15 protein-coding genes are annotated in these 15,717 nt (G+C 44.5%); 3 read left to right on the forward strand and 12 right to left on the reverse strand.

Features of this window, described 5'->3' with window-relative positions:
* Positions 1–107: 107 nt before the first annotated feature.
* Positions 108–440, forward strand: a complete 333-nt coding sequence (locus BEL04_RS23145; protein WP_217493667.1) for a hypothetical protein — start codon at positions 108–110, stop codon at positions 438–440.
* Here BEL04_RS23145 and BEL04_RS23150 read toward each other — a convergent pair whose 3' ends face one another.
* From BEL04_RS23150 to typA, 10 genes are all read right to left on the reverse strand, one after another.
* Complete coding sequence (locus BEL04_RS23150) at positions 441–1,343, reverse strand: glycosyltransferase (protein ID WP_066008009.1); 903 nt, start codon at positions 1,341–1,343, stop codon at positions 441–443.
* A gap of 116 nt (positions 1,344–1,459) precedes the next feature.
* Positions 1,460–2,218, reverse strand: coding sequence for a class I SAM-dependent methyltransferase (locus tag BEL04_RS23155; RefSeq protein WP_254659622.1), 759 nt, complete (start codon positions 2,216–2,218; stop codon positions 1,460–1,462).
* Between the two features lie 34 nt (positions 2,219–2,252).
* On the reverse strand, positions 2,253–3,743 hold the full coding sequence (locus tag BEL04_RS23160; protein WP_066008014.1) for a polysaccharide biosynthesis C-terminal domain-containing protein: 1,491 nt from the start codon (positions 3,741–3,743) through the stop codon (positions 2,253–2,255).
* A 56-nt stretch (positions 3,744–3,799) separates the two neighbouring features.
* A complete protein-coding gene (locus tag BEL04_RS23165) occupies positions 3,800–4,564 on the reverse strand; it encodes a TylF/MycF/NovP-related O-methyltransferase (protein ID WP_139113155.1) in 765 nt (254 codons plus the stop codon).
* Positions 4,565–4,567: 3 nt separating this feature from the next.
* A complete protein-coding gene (locus BEL04_RS23170; RefSeq protein WP_066008016.1) occupies positions 4,568–5,692 on the reverse strand; it encodes a glycosyltransferase in 1,125 nt (374 codons plus the stop codon).
* Between the two features lie 9 nt (positions 5,693–5,701).
* On the reverse strand, positions 5,702–6,385 hold the full coding sequence (locus BEL04_RS23175) for a class I SAM-dependent methyltransferase (protein ID WP_066008018.1): 684 nt from the start codon (positions 6,383–6,385) through the stop codon (positions 5,702–5,704).
* 12 nt (positions 6,386–6,397) lie between these two features.
* Positions 6,398–7,018: a hypothetical protein gene (locus BEL04_RS23180; RefSeq protein ID WP_217493668.1), complete on the reverse strand. Its 621-nt coding sequence runs from the start codon at positions 7,016–7,018 to the stop codon at positions 6,398–6,400.
* 107 nt (positions 7,019–7,125) lie between these two features.
* Complete coding sequence (locus BEL04_RS23185; protein ID WP_139113156.1) at positions 7,126–7,911, reverse strand: LamG domain-containing protein; 786 nt, start codon at positions 7,909–7,911, stop codon at positions 7,126–7,128.
* Positions 7,912–8,126: 215 nt separating this feature from the next.
* Positions 8,127–8,954 carry a LamG domain-containing protein gene (locus BEL04_RS23195; protein WP_066008023.1) on the reverse strand — a complete coding sequence of 276 codons (828 nt, stop codon included), beginning with the start codon at positions 8,952–8,954 and terminating at the stop codon, positions 8,127–8,129.
* 89 nt (positions 8,955–9,043) lie between these two features.
* A complete protein-coding gene (gene typA / locus BEL04_RS23200) occupies positions 9,044–10,855 on the reverse strand; it encodes a translational GTPase TypA (RefSeq protein ID WP_066008025.1) in 1,812 nt (603 codons plus the stop codon).
* A 750-nt stretch (positions 10,856–11,605) separates the two neighbouring features.
* On the opposite strand from typA, the gene BEL04_RS23205 reads away from it, so the two are divergent.
* Positions 11,606–11,833 (forward strand): hypothetical protein, encoded by a 228-nt coding sequence (locus BEL04_RS23205; protein WP_066008026.1) that lies wholly within the window; start codon positions 11,606–11,608, stop codon positions 11,831–11,833.
* Positions 11,834–11,932: 99 nt separating this feature from the next.
* Here BEL04_RS23205 and BEL04_RS23210 read toward each other — a convergent pair whose 3' ends face one another.
* Both BEL04_RS23210 and vsr read right to left on the reverse strand, forming a co-directional pair.
* Positions 11,933–12,634 (reverse strand): Eco47II family restriction endonuclease, encoded by a 702-nt coding sequence (locus BEL04_RS23210; protein ID WP_066008028.1) that lies wholly within the window; start codon positions 12,632–12,634, stop codon positions 11,933–11,935.
* A 96-nt stretch (positions 12,635–12,730) separates the two neighbouring features.
* Positions 12,731–14,638 (reverse strand): DNA mismatch endonuclease Vsr, encoded by a 1,908-nt coding sequence (gene vsr / locus BEL04_RS23215; protein ID WP_083228043.1) that lies wholly within the window; start codon positions 14,636–14,638, stop codon positions 12,731–12,733.
* 438 nt (positions 14,639–15,076) lie between these two features.
* Between vsr and BEL04_RS23220 the strand changes: the two genes are divergently transcribed.
* On the forward strand, positions 15,077–15,717 hold a 641-nt coding region (locus BEL04_RS23220; protein ID WP_066008030.1), incomplete at its 3' end, for a terminase small subunit.

Below are 15,717 nucleotides of genomic sequence, written 5' to 3' on the forward strand. Positions count from 1 at the left end.
AAGACTTCCGGGATTTTATCGACGCGTTAAACAAGCAAAATGTCCGGTATATTTTAGTCGGTGGTTTTTAGGTAATACTACATGGCTACTCCAGGACTACCGGCGATATGGATATATGGGTTGAACGTACCCATGAGAACTATACAAAAATCAAACAGGCATTTCAACAATTTGGAATGCCTGTTTTTGATATGAATGAAGAAAATTTTCTTCATCATCCTAACTGGGAAGTCTTCACGTTTGGTATTCCACCTACGGCTATAGATATGATGATTAGTGTAAAGGGGCTTGATTTTGATTCGTGTTTCAAAGAATCGGCTTATTTCGAAGAAGGCGGTCTGGTGATAAGAACGATCCATTTAAACGATCTTATAAAGGCAAAACAGATATCCGGTAGACCGAAAGATATTGACGACTTGGAAAATCTATCCAAAAAATGATTACTTCCCCATCCGCTGCTTTACAAACCGCACCAACCTTTGCAGCAACGTACCCTTGCGGTTTTTGAGGAAATGTTTGATCACGAGGTGCGCCTGCGGGCTTTCTGCTATCACATCCGGGAAATCGGTTATGGCTTCCTTATAAATAGGAACCTGGTAAATATCTTCCTTGTTGGAGTGAATGCCGCTGCCATCGTTACCGATGTTGTGGATGAGCGATTTTGACGGATTAAGCGTTAAGCCGCCGCGTAAAAAGATCGAGGCATACCAGCGGATGGCCCAGGAGTTGTTTTTACCGGCTTTGAACTCCTGTACCTGTTTCCAGAAATTCATATTGCCTTCGATGGAGAACTGCAGGATCTTTTTCTGATCGAACTGGGCAATGAGCTTATCTACATCCGGCTCAAAATGTTTCCAGGCACGTGCCCAGGTGGCCCAGCCCCAGCTTGTTGCCGCACGGTAAAAAAAAGTCTGCGGCAGGAAGTTGCCGGTCAAGGGGTACATATACGCACCGATGTGCATTATCTTATCGGTATGCGCATATTTATCTAAAGCTTCGTTAAAATAAGTGAGCGTATAGGGCGATGAGAGCAAATCATCTTCAAATACGATTACTTTTTCATATTCGTTCACCAGTTGTGTCACCCCGGCGATAATGGAATTTGCGAGGCCGAGGTTCTCTTTCCGCTCCACCACCTTTACCGATTTAAAGCCTTCCACATCTTTAATCAACTCCCTTACCTCGCCGACCTTGGCTGTATCTGCATCGGTTTTTGCCGCATCCGAAAAAATGTACAGGCGCGATTCATCGGCCAGTAAATTATTTTTCAGGTGGTTGAGGGTGCGGCGGGTATGCTCGGGCCTGTTGTAAACAAATAAAGCAATGGGTGCCGGGTTCTGCATTTTCGGGGGTACTGATGAAATGTATTAACAACTAAGCCGTGTCGGTGTTTCGGTAAAACAGCCCGGCAAATTTAAAATAATCCGGTTATTAATTTACAGTCCAGGGCTATACACTCTTAAAACAGCTTTGGCGCTTCGGCCTGTTTACCACAAAGTACGGTATAGGAATTGGCAAAGCGCTCGGTGGTTTTTTTACCGCCAATGGCGCAAAGCAACTGCTTGATAGCATACTCGGCAGATATCTTCAAACCGGCAAACAGGCTTTTCTTCTTGTAAAAACGACTGACATCGGGCGTGATCATCGACGGCAGATCCTTTGCGATGGTGAACCCTTCGGTGAGCAACAGGTAACGCAGCGAGGTTGGGGTATACATGTTGATGTGCCCGTACGCAAGGAAGTGTTTGATGCGCTTATCTACCCCGTAGCGATAATCTTTAGGCACCTCGATGAGGCACATTTTAGCAACGCGCCTTAACTCGCGCAGCAAAATACGCTCGTGCTCCACATGCTCCAGTACGTGTGACAGGATGACCAGGTCGAACTCGTCATCGCCGAAAGGCAAATGATAGCCATCGAAAACCTGTATGCTTTTGAGATTGCTGATCTGCAGCGCTTTGATACGGCCGACGCCGCTTTCGGATATTTCGACGGCGGAATATTCCCTGGCGAAATTGCTTTCGGATAAGAGTTTTAAAATGCTGCCATCGCCGGCACCAACTTCCAATACATTGTTAAAGGTATGCCCCTTGCTTACTTCGATAATGCGTTGCGCCTTGTATTTTGCGCCGAGCAGCCGCCAGCCTTTATCATCTTTTTCGTAAAACGAACTGTAGGCGGTTTTTACGTTTTCGCTGATGATGTTTTTATCGGGCATAGGGCAAATTTAAATTTTTGATACGAGGTATCAATTATGATCGTAGTTTTAGTTTAACCAGGGTTTTATCTACTTTTTCGTTCACGTCGGGAGCGATATTGAACAGGTAGATCAGCACACCATAAAAACCAGTTATTACACCGCTCCGCACAATAATATCAGCATAAACGTTAGGTAACTGCCATAAATATTTGCCCAAAAAGTAACTGGCAATCGTAATGGCTATCACAATGAGGTGCTTACTTGTAAAAGGCTGCATATGGAACCTCGTTTTAATATAGTACCAGGTACAAAAATTAAGCGCCGCCATGGTAGCCAGGTAAGCTATTGCCGCGCCCATGCCGCCATAACGCGGGATGAGAAAATAATTGAGCCCGATACACAACAAACTCGAGCAGATTACCCAAACCGTTACCAGGCGGTATTTGTGCGAAGTGGTAACGATATAAGTATTGAGGCCGCCGGTGATATCGACCAGGAAGCCGAGGCCGATAACGATAAAAATATCAAACTCTTTTATTTTTTCTGGATCGTGAACGATGTGAAGCAGGTTGCCCTGGTTGCTGATGATGCCCACAAACAGCAGGCACCCTACCAGCATCTGTACAATCGAGGTTTTGTTGTAGACATCGGCAATGTTTTTCATGTCTTTAGCCTTCCAGGCATCGGATACGATCTGGTAAGTAGTACGGCTTAATGCCGAAGCCGGTACACTGATGACCATTGCGATATTGAAGTACCAGCTGTACACGCCTTGTTTGGCATCGCCAACGATAGAGCTGAGCATAATGATATCGACTTTTTGCAGCAATACGTATACCGATACCGATACGACGGTAATCAGGCCATAATTAATGAGCTCCTTTTTTTGTATGGCGGCAAATTTAAGATCGTTCACCCGGTAAGAAAACTCGCCCGAGAGCGCGAGATTGATCAGTAAAATAACACAAATGAGGCCCCAGCTTGCAATATACAGCGCGATAAACTGTTTAAAATCTATCCAGCCCAGGGCAATCATGCCTAGTAACGCGGTTGTGATCAGCCGAACCAGAACATCACGCAGAAAGCTCGAAAAAATCGTGCGGTAAATGATGCGGCCGGTCATCTCTAAAAAATTGAAGAAAACGGTAAACAGGGCCAGGGGCACCAGGTAATAGTAATAATCGATCAGTAACGAAGATTTACCACCTGTATAGGCATGAATAATAGCCGGTTTTAGCACAATAAAGAGGATTGTTGTGGCCACGAATCCAAGCAGGGAAAAAAGCGCCGTCCAGTGCATAAAGCCGTTGTGCAGCCGGTCGGGCGTACGGTAAAAAGGAAAATACCTGGAGATGATCTGCGGGATACCGAATGAGGCGATCAGCGAGTATAAAACTGAAATGCCGATGAGTAAATTGTACAGGCCATACTCTTCGTTTTTGGTAAAGAACGGGAACAACAGGATAGTATTAACGTAGGCCACTACCATACCAAAGTAGGATACGATCGTGTTTTTATAGGCCTGTTTTTTTACTATTCCCATGTATAAAAGTTAAAAGTCAAAATTAAAAAGTCGCCAAAATGCTTCTTAATTATACTTTAGTATTTGATACCGATGCGGCCGGTATAGTCGATGCGGTTGAGTAATAACGGTAATTTTTCGGCTGCGATATATTCATCGACGGCTTTACGCGCCCCTTCCCAATGCCCGTAATCGTCGATAATGATCACGCCGCCGGATACCAATAAAGGATACAGGTGTTTCAGCTCGTGGGCGGTCGACTCGTACCAGTCGGTATCCAAACGCAATAACGCTATTTTACCGGGCAGGGTATGCGGGATGGTATCCTCCACCTTTCCCTTTACATAATGCACTTTGGCGGGAGGGTATTTCAGGCTGCCGACGTTTTGCTGAACCTCTTCGAGCGCCGAATAGCACCAAACGGAGGTTGTGTCTTCGCGGCTGCTGGTATCCATCATTTCCTTCGCAGCGGTACCCATTGCCAGTTTATCGGCTTCTGTAGGTTCGGACATGCCTTCGAAGGTATCGTACAGGTATATTTCACGGCTGGTATCACCGGCTTTGATCAAGGTGTCGATAGCGGCCATGGTACTGCCGCCGCGCCAAACGCCGCATTCAACAAAGTCGCCCGCGATGTTATTTTGCACCAGGTAATTCACCGCGTTACAAAGCGAGGCTATGCGCTCGGCCGAGGTCATGGTATAGGGCTTTACTTTGCGGTAGGTTTCGACAGTCGGTTTGTCAAAATCAACAGGTAAGCCATCAACAACTATCCTTTTATCGGGCTTTATAAGGGCGAAACCCATTTTATCAAGCATCGCGTGGAACATTTTCTTCATCATATCCTAATCTCTTTGTATTGCTTTGTAAATTATTTCGGTCAGTGTGTTTATTCTGTCTTTAATATCATAGTTCCGGCGAACATGCGCCGCGCCGGCATTGCCAAGCGCTATGGCCAATGGCAGGTCCTGCGCTATTTTGATCATATGAGCGGCCATTCCTTCAATATCGTGTTCGGGCACCAAATATCCGGTTTTTTCGTGTATTACGGCTTGTTTAATACCGGTATGGAATGTGCTGACTATTGGCAGGCCGGAAGAGCCGGCTTCGAGTATGGTAACGGGTGTACCCTCCTTATCGCCATTAGCTGCTGTTACCGAATGTTGTACAAAGCACCGTGTCTGGCCGAATAATTTTTTAATACCATCGCTGGGCAGTGGCCCTGTGAGATTGATCTTTTCGCCAAGCCCCAGTTGCGATACCTGGGCTTTTGTTTCTTCAAACAGCGGGCCTTCGCCCACCATCCATAATTTGGCATCGGGGAGCTGATCAGCAACGATTTTAAACGCCTTCACCACAGATGCAGGTGATTTTTTTTCGACGAAGCGTCCCACGGATAAAAAATTCCTGGCGGTACCCGATATGTCCAATTGCGGGAACGCTTCGGTGTCGACACCGCAGGAAGCCAGGTGTATCTTTTCGGCGGGTGCGCCAAGTTCTATCAGCGCGCCGATCATATCAACCGATACCGAAATAAAGGCGCTCGCATATTTAAATGCTTCCTGGTATAAATCAAAATATGTTTCGACCGTTTTGCGATGGTGGACATCTGCGCCATGAAAATGGATGATCAGCGGCACCCCGGCTAAACGGCAAGCTTCGGTAACCATGGCGCCGACCATACCGTATTCAACAAAAACCGCATCGATTTCTTCTTTTTTGAGATAGGCCACCAAGGCGTTCGTCCGAACCGCTATCGCTTGTTTTTTGAAGATCTTTTTTTGGATGAGGTAGCTTAACAACCCCCATTTTGATTTGATCAGGAATTTATCTTCGTGATCATAAACCGGGAAAACACCGCCGTACAAAACTTTTTTATTGCCGGGCAAACGATTGATATGCTCCTGCACAAACGTTTCGGAAAAGGTTTGTTTGTTGGGTTTGATGATACACAGGTTAATCGGCTTCATGGCACTTTATTAAAGCGGCTTTTGTGCCAGCACAACATATAACGAAGCATCGCGGTTACGCTGCTCCTGGTTGTTTATTTTATTGAAAAGAGCGATAAGGCCCTGCATAACCAACGCAAAAGGCGGTATTAAAAATTTGGGCAGTTTGCTGATGATGGCATCCTGGAAAAGTTGCAATCCGCTTGCCGCCAATCCCATGATACCAAAAAAAGAAGTGATCCTGAAACCTTCATCTTCGATGGTTTTTCGCAGGCCGGCACTCGTCCACCGCCAGTAATCATTAGGCGTGGGATGGTAGAACCAATAACCGTGGGTAGTGCAGATGATAGAGCCGCCTGGTTTAAGTATGCGCAGAGCTTCCTGCAAATAGCCCGATGGTGAATCGACATGCTCCAATACCTGGTTCGACAGGATAATATCGCAATAATTATCGGGCAGGGTAGTTTTGCTGTCGAAACCGATATGATGATCGGCCCTGGGGTTCATGTCCAGGTCGACGCCTTCGTATTTACCGACCATCGGTTTGATTACCTCGCGATACGGCATGTTACCGCAGCCAAAATCCACCAATAACAGGTTTTTATCATTTGCGGTTAGTTGCTGTACCGTCTTTAGTGTCGCATCCCGCAAATGCGTTAAGTGTACATACCGGGTATTAAATATCGATGGGTTTAACCTTTCATCATTGTTCATTTCGGAAGCGGCTTAGGGTTTTACAGCATCAGCGATCAACGAGGTATAGTTCAATTCGCCACCGGCGTTGCGTTTGTCGTGATATTTTGAGCGGTGTATAAAACCGTCTTCTGTTTTCCATGGCGTTTCATGAAATCGGCCGTTCTCGTCGAAGTACTCCAATAGTTTTACTTCGAAACCAACGCGCTGCAACATGGCGGTGAGTGTTTTATAAGTATACAATACTTTATGATCGTAAGCTCCCGGTCCGGTTCCTCCAACACGTACGTGTTCGATGTACTCGGGTTTTGGATGATTACCGTCGGGTATGGCGATTCGCAGGTGGCCGCCATGTTTTAAATATTTAAAGCAATGTTTTGCCGCCAGTTCGCCCTGTTCGGGTGTCAAATGTTCCCAAACATGTTCAGCCAAAATAGTCGATATCATATCGGGTTTGAAATAATTCTTCCAGTCGCCCTCTTTAAGCAGGTTGAGGAACTCCATATCGGTAGGCACCCAACCCTTGTCGAAGATATCCGAAGCTCCTACCACGATCTTTACATCGGGTTTACGCACGGCGCGCAACAGCCTGAAAATATCCCGGCGGCGCTTAAGCGGTAATACTATTGGTTTAAATATCCTGAAAAATCCCATGAAAATCTTTTATCGCCAAAGCACAGCCAGCAGCTGTTTCGATTTTGGCAACGCGAAAATACTGGTTTTATTCAGCTTATGAAAATGCTTTATTTCGGGCTATGCTGTTAATAAGTTAGGATATACAGCTTCTGAATCTGAGCCTGGGTTAAAGCCCTGCCATAGATACGCATGTCATCCAAAGATCCCTTGAAATAATATCCCGAAGAAGTCACTGCCGGATTATCCGAACCAATAAACATATCAACTGTTGTGGCTGCGTTTGGCGAAGGAATGTTACTTACCACATTATCGAGGACGCCATTGATATAATAAGTGATCTGGTGTTTTGATACGCTGTAAACGGTTGTAAGCATATACCAGGTGCCTGTATTGAGCGTTTTTACACCCGTTGCGGTGATATCGAGCCCGCCGGATATCTGCATGGTTGTTTGGCCAAGTACTGCATTATTGCTGGCAACGTAACCGTGTATACCGTAGTTCCATCCGTTGGTACTGCCGTTGCCTCTTTTGCTCAGGATGATGCTGCCATAGGTTGGGCCATAGCTGTCTATTTTTTCCCAGGTGTTGATGGTATAATCGGTATTGCTTAAGCGCAGGGCCTGATTGTCCGGAACACGGATGTTGCTGGTCGAACCATCAAAATAATAAGCCGCATTGGCTTTGCCATTCCTGTCGCTGGTTGAGGTAATGTTGTTTACAAAGCCATGATTGCCATTGCCCGATTCATCAACCCCGCTGTTATTAAACGGATAATACGCTATTAAACCAACTTTAAGGCTGTCGACCTCTTCAACCGGGCCGGTGTTGCTGCCTTTTTTGCAGGAAGCCATCATACCCAAAACAGCAAATACCGATAGTAACGCGATATTTCTTGCAGTAAAAAATTTCATAAAACGTAAGTTAATATATACCAAAGATATTACTTATTATGCCAACAAAAGCAGGGGTAACAATATTATTATGTTTACCCCCAAAGAGGCAAGCCTAAGCTTGCCTCTTTGGGGGTAAATGCTTCAATTCGAAAATAAGCTGTTACAAACTTTTCAGCAATTCGAAAATACTCGTTTTATCCAGCTTTTAAAATGCTCTGAACTTATTAGATCTCTTAATTGGTAGCGGCAAAAAGTTTTTTAATCTGCGCAACAGATAAAGCACGTCCGTAAATACGGAGGTCATCCAGGAAGGCACTCAAAGTATTGAAGGGATCGAAAGGTCTTGCAGGATTAACTACCCGGGGGTCTTCTCGTCCAATGTATATAGGTGCATCGGCAGATGCTGATGGCATCGGTACACCAGTGATAACGTTATCCAAGGCGCCATTTACATAAAAACGCAGCGTATTATTTTTGTAGGTGTAGGTGGTCGTCAACATATACCATGTATTTGAATTGATGGGCCTCGATCCGATTGCAACAGAGCCTCCACCACCCAATGCCTCAAATGAAGTTAGCCCATAACTTTGCGATTGCGAGGAAACATTCTTGAAACTATAATTCCAACCAATGCCGCTGTTAGATCCACGTTTTACGATGACAACCTCGTTGGTGTAGTCTGTTGCGTCAAATCCTAACACAACTATCCACACATTTATCGTAAAGTCGGTATTGCTTAAGCGTAGTGGAGCACTATCGGGGATACTGAAATAACTGGCACCTCCTCTAAAACTGTAAGCCGAATTTGCCTTACCATTTCTATCCGGAACCGAAGTGACGTTAGATTTAAAGCCATTATGGCCGTTCCCCGTCGTGTCATTGGGGCTGTTATTAAAAGGATAGTAAGCTATCATACCCATGCCGGTACTATCGGGAACCGAAGCTGTGTTATCGCCACCTCCGTCGGAAGATGCCGTTTTGCCGCATGATATCATGAAACTTAAGCATGTTACCAAGGCAACAAGTTTTAAAAACAGATATAAATACCTTTTGGCAGCCATTGGTTTAGGTTATAGGTCAAAGATAATATTTACGAAATTAAAAAGGCAGGTCTAAACCTGCCTCTTTTATATATGATGTTTCAATGCAATTACGCCGTTACAAACTTTTTGGCGTTTACCTTACGCTCGTTTTCGGTTAAGTATATTTTGCGTAAACGCATGCTTACCGGGGTAACCTCGATGTACTCGTCGGCCTGGATGTACTCCATCGCTTCCTCCAGCGAGAATTTGATGGCTGGGGCTATACGCACGTTATCATCGCTGCCCGAAGCGCGCATGTTGGTTAACTGCTTGCCTTTGGTTACGTTGATCACCAGGTCGTTATCGCGGATGTGCTCGCCCAGTATCTGGCCTTCGTAAATATCCACACCCGGGTCGACAAAGAAACGGCCCCTGTCCTGCAGCTTGTCGATCGCGTAAGCTGTGGTAGCGCCTTTGTCCATCGAGATCAGTACACCGTTCGAACGGCCGGGGATAGTACCCTTCCATGGCTCGTACGCCTTGAAGCGGTGCGCCATAATGGCCTCGCCGCCGGTAGCGGTCAGTACGTTGTTACGTAAGCCGATGATACCGCGTGCAGGGATGTCAAATTCTAAGTGTTGTAAATCGCCTTTAGGCTCCATTACCAATAGGTCGCCTTTACGTTGAGTAACCAGCTCGATCACCTTACCGGCAACCTCGCCCGGTACATCTACGATCAGCGTCTCAACCGGCTCGCATTTTACGCCATCGATTTGTTTGATGATCACCTGCGGCTGGCCTACCTGTATTTCGTAACCTTCGCGGCGCATGGTTTCGATCAGTACCGACAGGTGCAGGATACCACGGCCGTACACCAGGTACGAATCAGGCGACTCGGTTTCCACAACCTTGAGCGCCAGGTTTTTCTCCATCTCTTTGTGCAGGCGGTCGCGCAGGTGGCGCGAGGTTACAAACTTGCCCTCTTTACCAAAGAAAGGCGAGTTGTTGATGGTGAACAGCATGTTCATGGTCGGCTCGTCGATCTTGATAACGGCCAGTTGCTCGGGGTTCTCAAAATCGGCAATGGTATCGCCAATATCAAAACCTTCGATGCCTACAACCGCGCAAATATCGCCGCTGCTCACTTCGGTAGCTTTCACCTTGCCTAAACCTTCGAAAGTATAGAGTTCTTTGATCCTCGATTTTTGGATGGTGCCATCGCGCTTTACCAGCGAAACTGGCATGTTTTCTTTAATGGTGCCGCGGGCCACACGGCCGATAGCGATACGGCCAACGAACGACGAATAATCCAGCGAGGTGATCTGCATTTGCAGCGTTCCCTCAACCTGTGGCGCAGGTGGTATATTCTCCAAAATAGCATCCATCAGCGGGAAGATATCGGTCGTCGGTTTTTTCCAGTCGGCGCTCATCCAGCCCTGTTTCGACGAACCGTAGATCACCGGGAAATCCAGCTGCTCTTCGGTAGCCTCGAGGTTGAAGAACAACTCGAATATCTGCTCGTACACCTCTTCGGGGCGGCAGTTTTCCTTGTCGACCTTGTTGACCACCACGATCGGCTTCAACCCAAGCGACAATGCTTTTTGCGTTACGAAACGTGTTTGCGGCATCGCGCCTTCAAAGGCGTCGCACAGCAGCAGCACACCGTCGGCCATTTTCAATACGCGCTCCACCTCGCCGCCAAAGTCGGCGTGGCCCGGGGTATCGATAATGTTGATCTTGACATCTTTATAGCGCACCGAAACGTTTTTCGATACGATGGTGATCCCGCGCTCGCGCTCCAGGTCGTTGTTATCCAGTATCAGTTCGCCGGTTTGCTCGTTATCGCGAAATATTGAGCAACTGTGCAGAATTTTATCAACCAGGGTGGTTTTACCGTGGTCGACGTGAGCGATGATCGCTATGTTTCTTATTTTTTGCATGGAAATGCGCGTCTTAAATTTGCCGCAAAGGTACGCTTAATTTATCATTAAATTACTATCGCCCATGGTAATTGTATTATTAAATTATTGATTCAGTGTAAATTTCCCGTGGATTCAGTAGCAAGCCGCAAGTAGCAGGTATCAAGTATTTTCCTTTTGTTGTGCTGCTTGATACTAAATATTTGCTGCTATTTCTCAAAGCGTCATTGCGAGGTACTAAGACAACCGAGCGGTAGCAAGCTCATGGATACCGTCAAAAAACAAATTATTAAATCCATAATCCCCGACTTACAGAGGGGCCATGCAGGTTCTCTACGCGTCATTGCGGGGGACAAAGCAATCTCTATGCGGTACAGAGCGGCGATGCAGGTTTTTTAGCTTTCGGCTTTATGCTTCCGGCTTTTAGCTTAAATAAGGGCGTTTCCCTCCGGGCCGCGTCATCCGCTCATACTGCGCAGGCCTTAGCCGCGTGGCCGGTATCCGCTACTACCGCTAACGCAAACTGAGGGGTCGAACTGACATATCTACGTACCACAAGCCGGGGGACGCTTGCGGTAGCGGGCGTTGCCTGCGGCCCGGGCTATCCGTTCATACGCCTGCAGGCATTAGGCGCGGCCGGCCCCGAACCCACGCGCGGCCGATATCCCTGCCTGTCCGGCAGGCGGGCACTGCTATCCCTAACGCAAATGCCTGTTACGCACCCGCTTTGATTTGCGATAATTACTTTTATCTTTACCAAGAACATTCCGAATGCAAATTTCCCCTACGCTGTCACCCGGTAAAAAACACTGGGCAGCTCCCCAAATCGTCCTCATTTCGCAGGTAAGTATCGAAGCTAAAACCAGGAATTTTGGCCACGAAAATACTTTCGTCCGGTCGAGCGCCGGCAACCCGAGCCATCATTTTCTAACCTTTCAGGGGCCCGGGCATACTACTTATGTGCCGTTAACGGTTACTGTGCAGGATTTTATTAGTTAAGGCGTTGCGGGGTTGGGGTGTTGTACCAATGAGATACATGCGGAGCGCTGCACCATCTTGTCCTAATTTACTACAAGCGGGACGCTTGCGGTAGCGGGGCTACTCATAAGCTATATTAAATAGTTTTATTAATTTCTCACGATCAAGTGAATCTATTGAAGAGACTTCTTCGATAACAGCAGGAAGAATTTTATATAAATCTTGTAACGCATACTTATCGCCTGTTACTAATTCATAAAAACTTGCTCCATCTATCTCTCGAACCAATACATTGGCCGGACATCTTTGTCCTTTTTCCTTATCAGATGGAGTAAAAAGTCTATTAAATCTTTTTGAGGTTTTCGGTATTATCGCAACATAATAAGCCGTGTAGCTCTTATATATGCTTGTCTTATTCATTACGGCAGATTCCAGCGACCAGTACAAATCAGCCAATTTCCCACCGGAGATTGTATTGTGTTTATTCTTAATTTCGGCAACAACCTTATATTTTTCGCTAGTTAGATCAACTATATTGCCTCGCTTTTTGTCTTCCCAGCCATCACAAGACCCAAGAATGGTTTGATGAAATTCTCCAATGAAGTTTTGAAGAGTCTTTTGTGCCTGTCGCGCCTCTTCTGTTACTAGCCAGCCATCAAAAGTTAGATTAAAGCCAGCCATTTCAAAAATTGCTGAAAATGGATCGACAACATTTTTTGCAAAATTTTTAGTTGCGTCCGATTTGGCTTTTTTTGCCGTAATCAATATACTTTCAACTGCGCGAATTATATCCTCGTCAGTAATCCATTTAAGCTTTCCCATCAATTATTTTTTACAATAATAGATGTTTAATTCCACAAACAATATGACAAGAGTTACTTCCCTCTTAACAACCACCTCAGAAATATGATTTAAACGTTATATGTTAAGAAAACCCGTTTTAAGTAATGAGGTCGCCAAGTTTTTTATAACAGAAGTAGAAACCGCATTGCCAAATTGCTTCTTTGCTAAGTTTTCGTCTTTATGAAATGCAAACCAATTAGGAAATCCTTGAAGTTTTCCGGCCTCTTTTGGTGAAATGGTTTTATAAAATTTCCTTTTTACGATATTATTTATAAAATTCTCTTTATATTCTTTAACATTATTACCCTCAACGTCTTCTAACGCAATCATGTCTTTTGTACCGGTGGCCGTTAATGTTGAGAATATTTTGGAGTGAGGTAAGTAAATCCTATATATGCCATTGATTCCTGCTGAATTTTTGCTGTTTACGAATTCATATCCCAAGTCAGCAACATATCTTAAGATTTTTTTGTTTACAAGCTTGCTTAATTCGGATTCCTTTAAGTTATGAATCAATTTACCCAATGATTCAAAACTTAACGGGTTGCCGTCCAGTGGACCGTAAATTTTCTTTCTTCTGTTTTTTAATATAGTTAAGCATACTTCTTTCTCTCGTTCTGTTGTTTTAATGATATCCCAAGAATGGATTGTGGTGTGTCCATTTCTTGTGTCGCAAAACACAAAAAAGTCGTTTAAGTGATTGTTGTTTTGGAATCGATTTCTCCCAACCGGTATCTTCTCTCCGAAAAGCTCGGACGGGTCAAATTGTTTTTTGGTTTTAGTTTTATATTTCTGAACCCCGTCTATAATATCATTAAGCAAAAGCTTTTCTTTTGTCGGTTCAGGGAAGTCAAATTTCACAAAATTGTCTTTAAAATCATTTCGAAATCCAACTATAAATATTCTGTCTCTATTCTGCGGGAGTCCAAAATCATAAGAATTCAATAGCTTGAATTTAACTTTATATCCCTCACGTTCCAAACTATCAATAATTAAATTAAGACTACTCTTATTTCTAGGATCGATCAAACCCTTAACGTTTTCAAAAATAAAAGCCTTGGGTTTGTTTAATGAAACCACTCTGATAGTATCTAGCCACAACTTCCCTCTCGGATCATCAAAACCGCGCATTTTTCCAGCAACCGACCAAGCTTGGCAAGGAACCCCTCCAACAAGCAAATCTAAATTGTCAAATGGGAGTTTACCTAATTTTGTAATATCCCCAAGTTCTAGTTCTTCATCATTATTAAATCCAAAAAAGTTAGATTTATAAACTTCAGTTGCTGGTTTATCTATTTCTGAAAAACCAAGGCATTTCCCCCCCAACTCTTCTAATGGAATTCTGAAGCCCCCAATACCAGCAAATAGATCAACAAAAGTAAATTTGCTCTGAGTATCAGATTCTACGGCCTTGATATAGGTTTTTATTTTATCTATACAGCCTCTTGAATCTTTTTTTATCTCGTGTTCCCAGAATCTAAAAACTTGCCAATCTTTGTTTTTTAGATAATATGTAACTTCTTCATCTCTAACGATATTCCTTTCAATTTTAGCGGTCCAAAAATCGCTATTGGATTTGATTCTAGTTTGGTCAAAATTGTGGCCGTGCCAAAAGTCTCCATCACAAAAGATTGCTATCTTATATCGGGGGACAACAAAGTCAGGACTTCCTTCCACTGTTTCAATAAGTTGCTGAGGACGAGCATATTTTATTTGCGCAATAATTAATTCCTGTTCAATTATTTGTTCAATATTCGTATTCTTGCTTAGTACTTTTTGCATCTTATTAGATACTGCTTCATTTGGCTCATCTAATTGATATACATTATTTGCAATGGTACGCTTGGATCGTCTCGGGTATTTTAACGGTGTGTTATTCATTAATAGGTCTCTTTCAAACAAATCCAATTGGTCGGAATCACATACTAATGAAAGAGTTATATTTTCATATGTGTACGCCCTGTTGGTAAACTCTCTGTCCATAAAAATAGGAATTAGGTTGAAGATTGAAAACAATAATCACCTTGCTAATCTAATTAGTTTTTAAATTGGGTCCAAATAAAAAAGTTAGTTTTTTCTCAACACTTCCTCAATTATTCAACTTTCCGGCCCCTTCATTCTTGATGAACCCCCCTCTGGCGCAAGTATGCAGCGCAGGCAAATGAGCGCAGTGTACTTGTGCCTTCTCTTTAGACACAAGTTAACCCACCGCACCACCAGCCCTTAAACTTGCGCCAGTAAAGATGGCCGTTTGAGACTTGGCACATAGACTATCCTGAGAGATTGCTTCGTCCCGCAATGCCATGGTGGCAATGGTTGATTCGTTTTGTAATAAATTAATCTTGTTAATTCTCTAAATTTTCCGTATATTTAAGATTTTACATTACAATAGTAATAATCAAACTTAAATAGACAATCCCGATGAACACAGACGAAACAAACGAACTTTATGGCAAACTCACGCACCAGCAGCAGCGCTTTTGCGATGAGTACCTGACCCATTTTAACGCTTTTAAGGCTGCCATCAACAGCGGTTACAGCGAGAACACGAGCAGGAAAGGCGCACTGCTGCATGTGCCTAAAATTCAGCATTATTTAAAAGAGGCGATGAACCGGCGCAGCCGGCGGCTGGAAATTACGCATGATATGATATTGCGGGAACTATCAAAGATAGCCTTCAGCAATATGGGCAATTATTACGACGAATATGCCTGCCTGAAACGGATGAACGAACTGACGGTGGACGAGAAAGCAGCCATTGCCAGTTATGATATTACGGAGATACAGGACGGTGAGGGCTACCGGGTGGGGATGCAAAGTAAGATCAAGCTGCATAATAAGATGAGCGCGCTGGATAAGATAGCGAGGCACTTGGGGTTTTATGGTGTTTCGGGAGTTGGGAAGTATCAAGTAGCAAGTATCAAGTATCAAGAGGAAGATAGTCCGATGTACGAAAGTCCGGAAGTCGGAAAGACGGAAGAAGTAGCAGCAACTGCAGTTGTTGACCGAAGCCTGGATAACTTGCCGATGGATTACCCGGAGGAGGATTTTGAGCTGGAGGA

Origin of the sequence: Mucilaginibacter sp. PPCGB 2223, from assembly GCF_001705515.1 — a bacterium.
Taxonomy (GTDB): domain Bacteria; phylum Bacteroidota; class Bacteroidia; order Sphingobacteriales; family Sphingobacteriaceae; genus Mucilaginibacter.

What these genes read in the sequence shown, in the direction of transcription:
- BEL04_RS23145 (WP_217493667.1), top strand. Translation starts at nt 108, where the DNA reads ATGGATATATGGGTTGAACGTACCCATGAGAACTATACAAAAATCAAA.
- BEL04_RS23150 (WP_066008009.1), bottom strand. Translation starts at nt 1,343, where the DNA reads ATGCAGAACCCGGCACCCATTGCTTTATTTGTTTACAACAGGCCCGAG.
- BEL04_RS23155 (WP_254659622.1), bottom strand. Translation starts at nt 2,218, where the DNA reads ATGCCCGATAAAAACATCATCAGCGAAAACGTAAAAACCGCCTACAGT.
- BEL04_RS23160 (WP_066008014.1), bottom strand. Translation starts at nt 3,743, where the DNA reads ATGGGAATAGTAAAAAAACAGGCCTATAAAAACACGATCGTATCCTAC.
- BEL04_RS23165 (WP_139113155.1), bottom strand. Translation starts at nt 4,564, where the DNA reads ATGATGAAGAAAATGTTCCACGCGATGCTTGATAAAATGGGTTTCGCC.
- BEL04_RS23170 (WP_066008016.1), bottom strand. Translation starts at nt 5,692, where the DNA reads ATGAAGCCGATTAACCTGTGTATCATCAAACCCAACAAACAAACCTTT.
- BEL04_RS23175 (WP_066008018.1), bottom strand. Translation starts at nt 6,385, where the DNA reads ATGAACAATGATGAAAGGTTAAACCCATCGATATTTAATACCCGGTAT.
- BEL04_RS23180 (WP_217493668.1), bottom strand. Translation starts at nt 7,018, where the DNA reads ATGGGATTTTTCAGGATATTTAAACCAATAGTATTACCGCTTAAGCGC.
- BEL04_RS23185 (WP_139113156.1), bottom strand. Translation starts at nt 7,911, where the DNA reads ATGAAATTTTTTACTGCAAGAAATATCGCGTTACTATCGGTATTTGCT.
- BEL04_RS23195 (WP_066008023.1), bottom strand. Translation starts at nt 8,954, where the DNA reads ATGGCTGCCAAAAGGTATTTATATCTGTTTTTAAAACTTGTTGCCTTG.
- typA (WP_066008025.1), bottom strand. Translation starts at nt 10,855, where the DNA reads ATGCAAAAAATAAGAAACATAGCGATCATCGCTCACGTCGACCACGGT.
- BEL04_RS23205 (WP_066008026.1), top strand. Translation starts at nt 11,606, where the DNA reads ATGCAAATTTCCCCTACGCTGTCACCCGGTAAAAAACACTGGGCAGCT.
- BEL04_RS23210 (WP_066008028.1), bottom strand. Translation starts at nt 12,634, where the DNA reads ATGGGAAAGCTTAAATGGATTACTGACGAGGATATAATTCGCGCAGTT.
- vsr (WP_083228043.1), bottom strand. Translation starts at nt 14,638, where the DNA reads ATGGACAGAGAGTTTACCAACAGGGCGTACACATATGAAAATATAACT.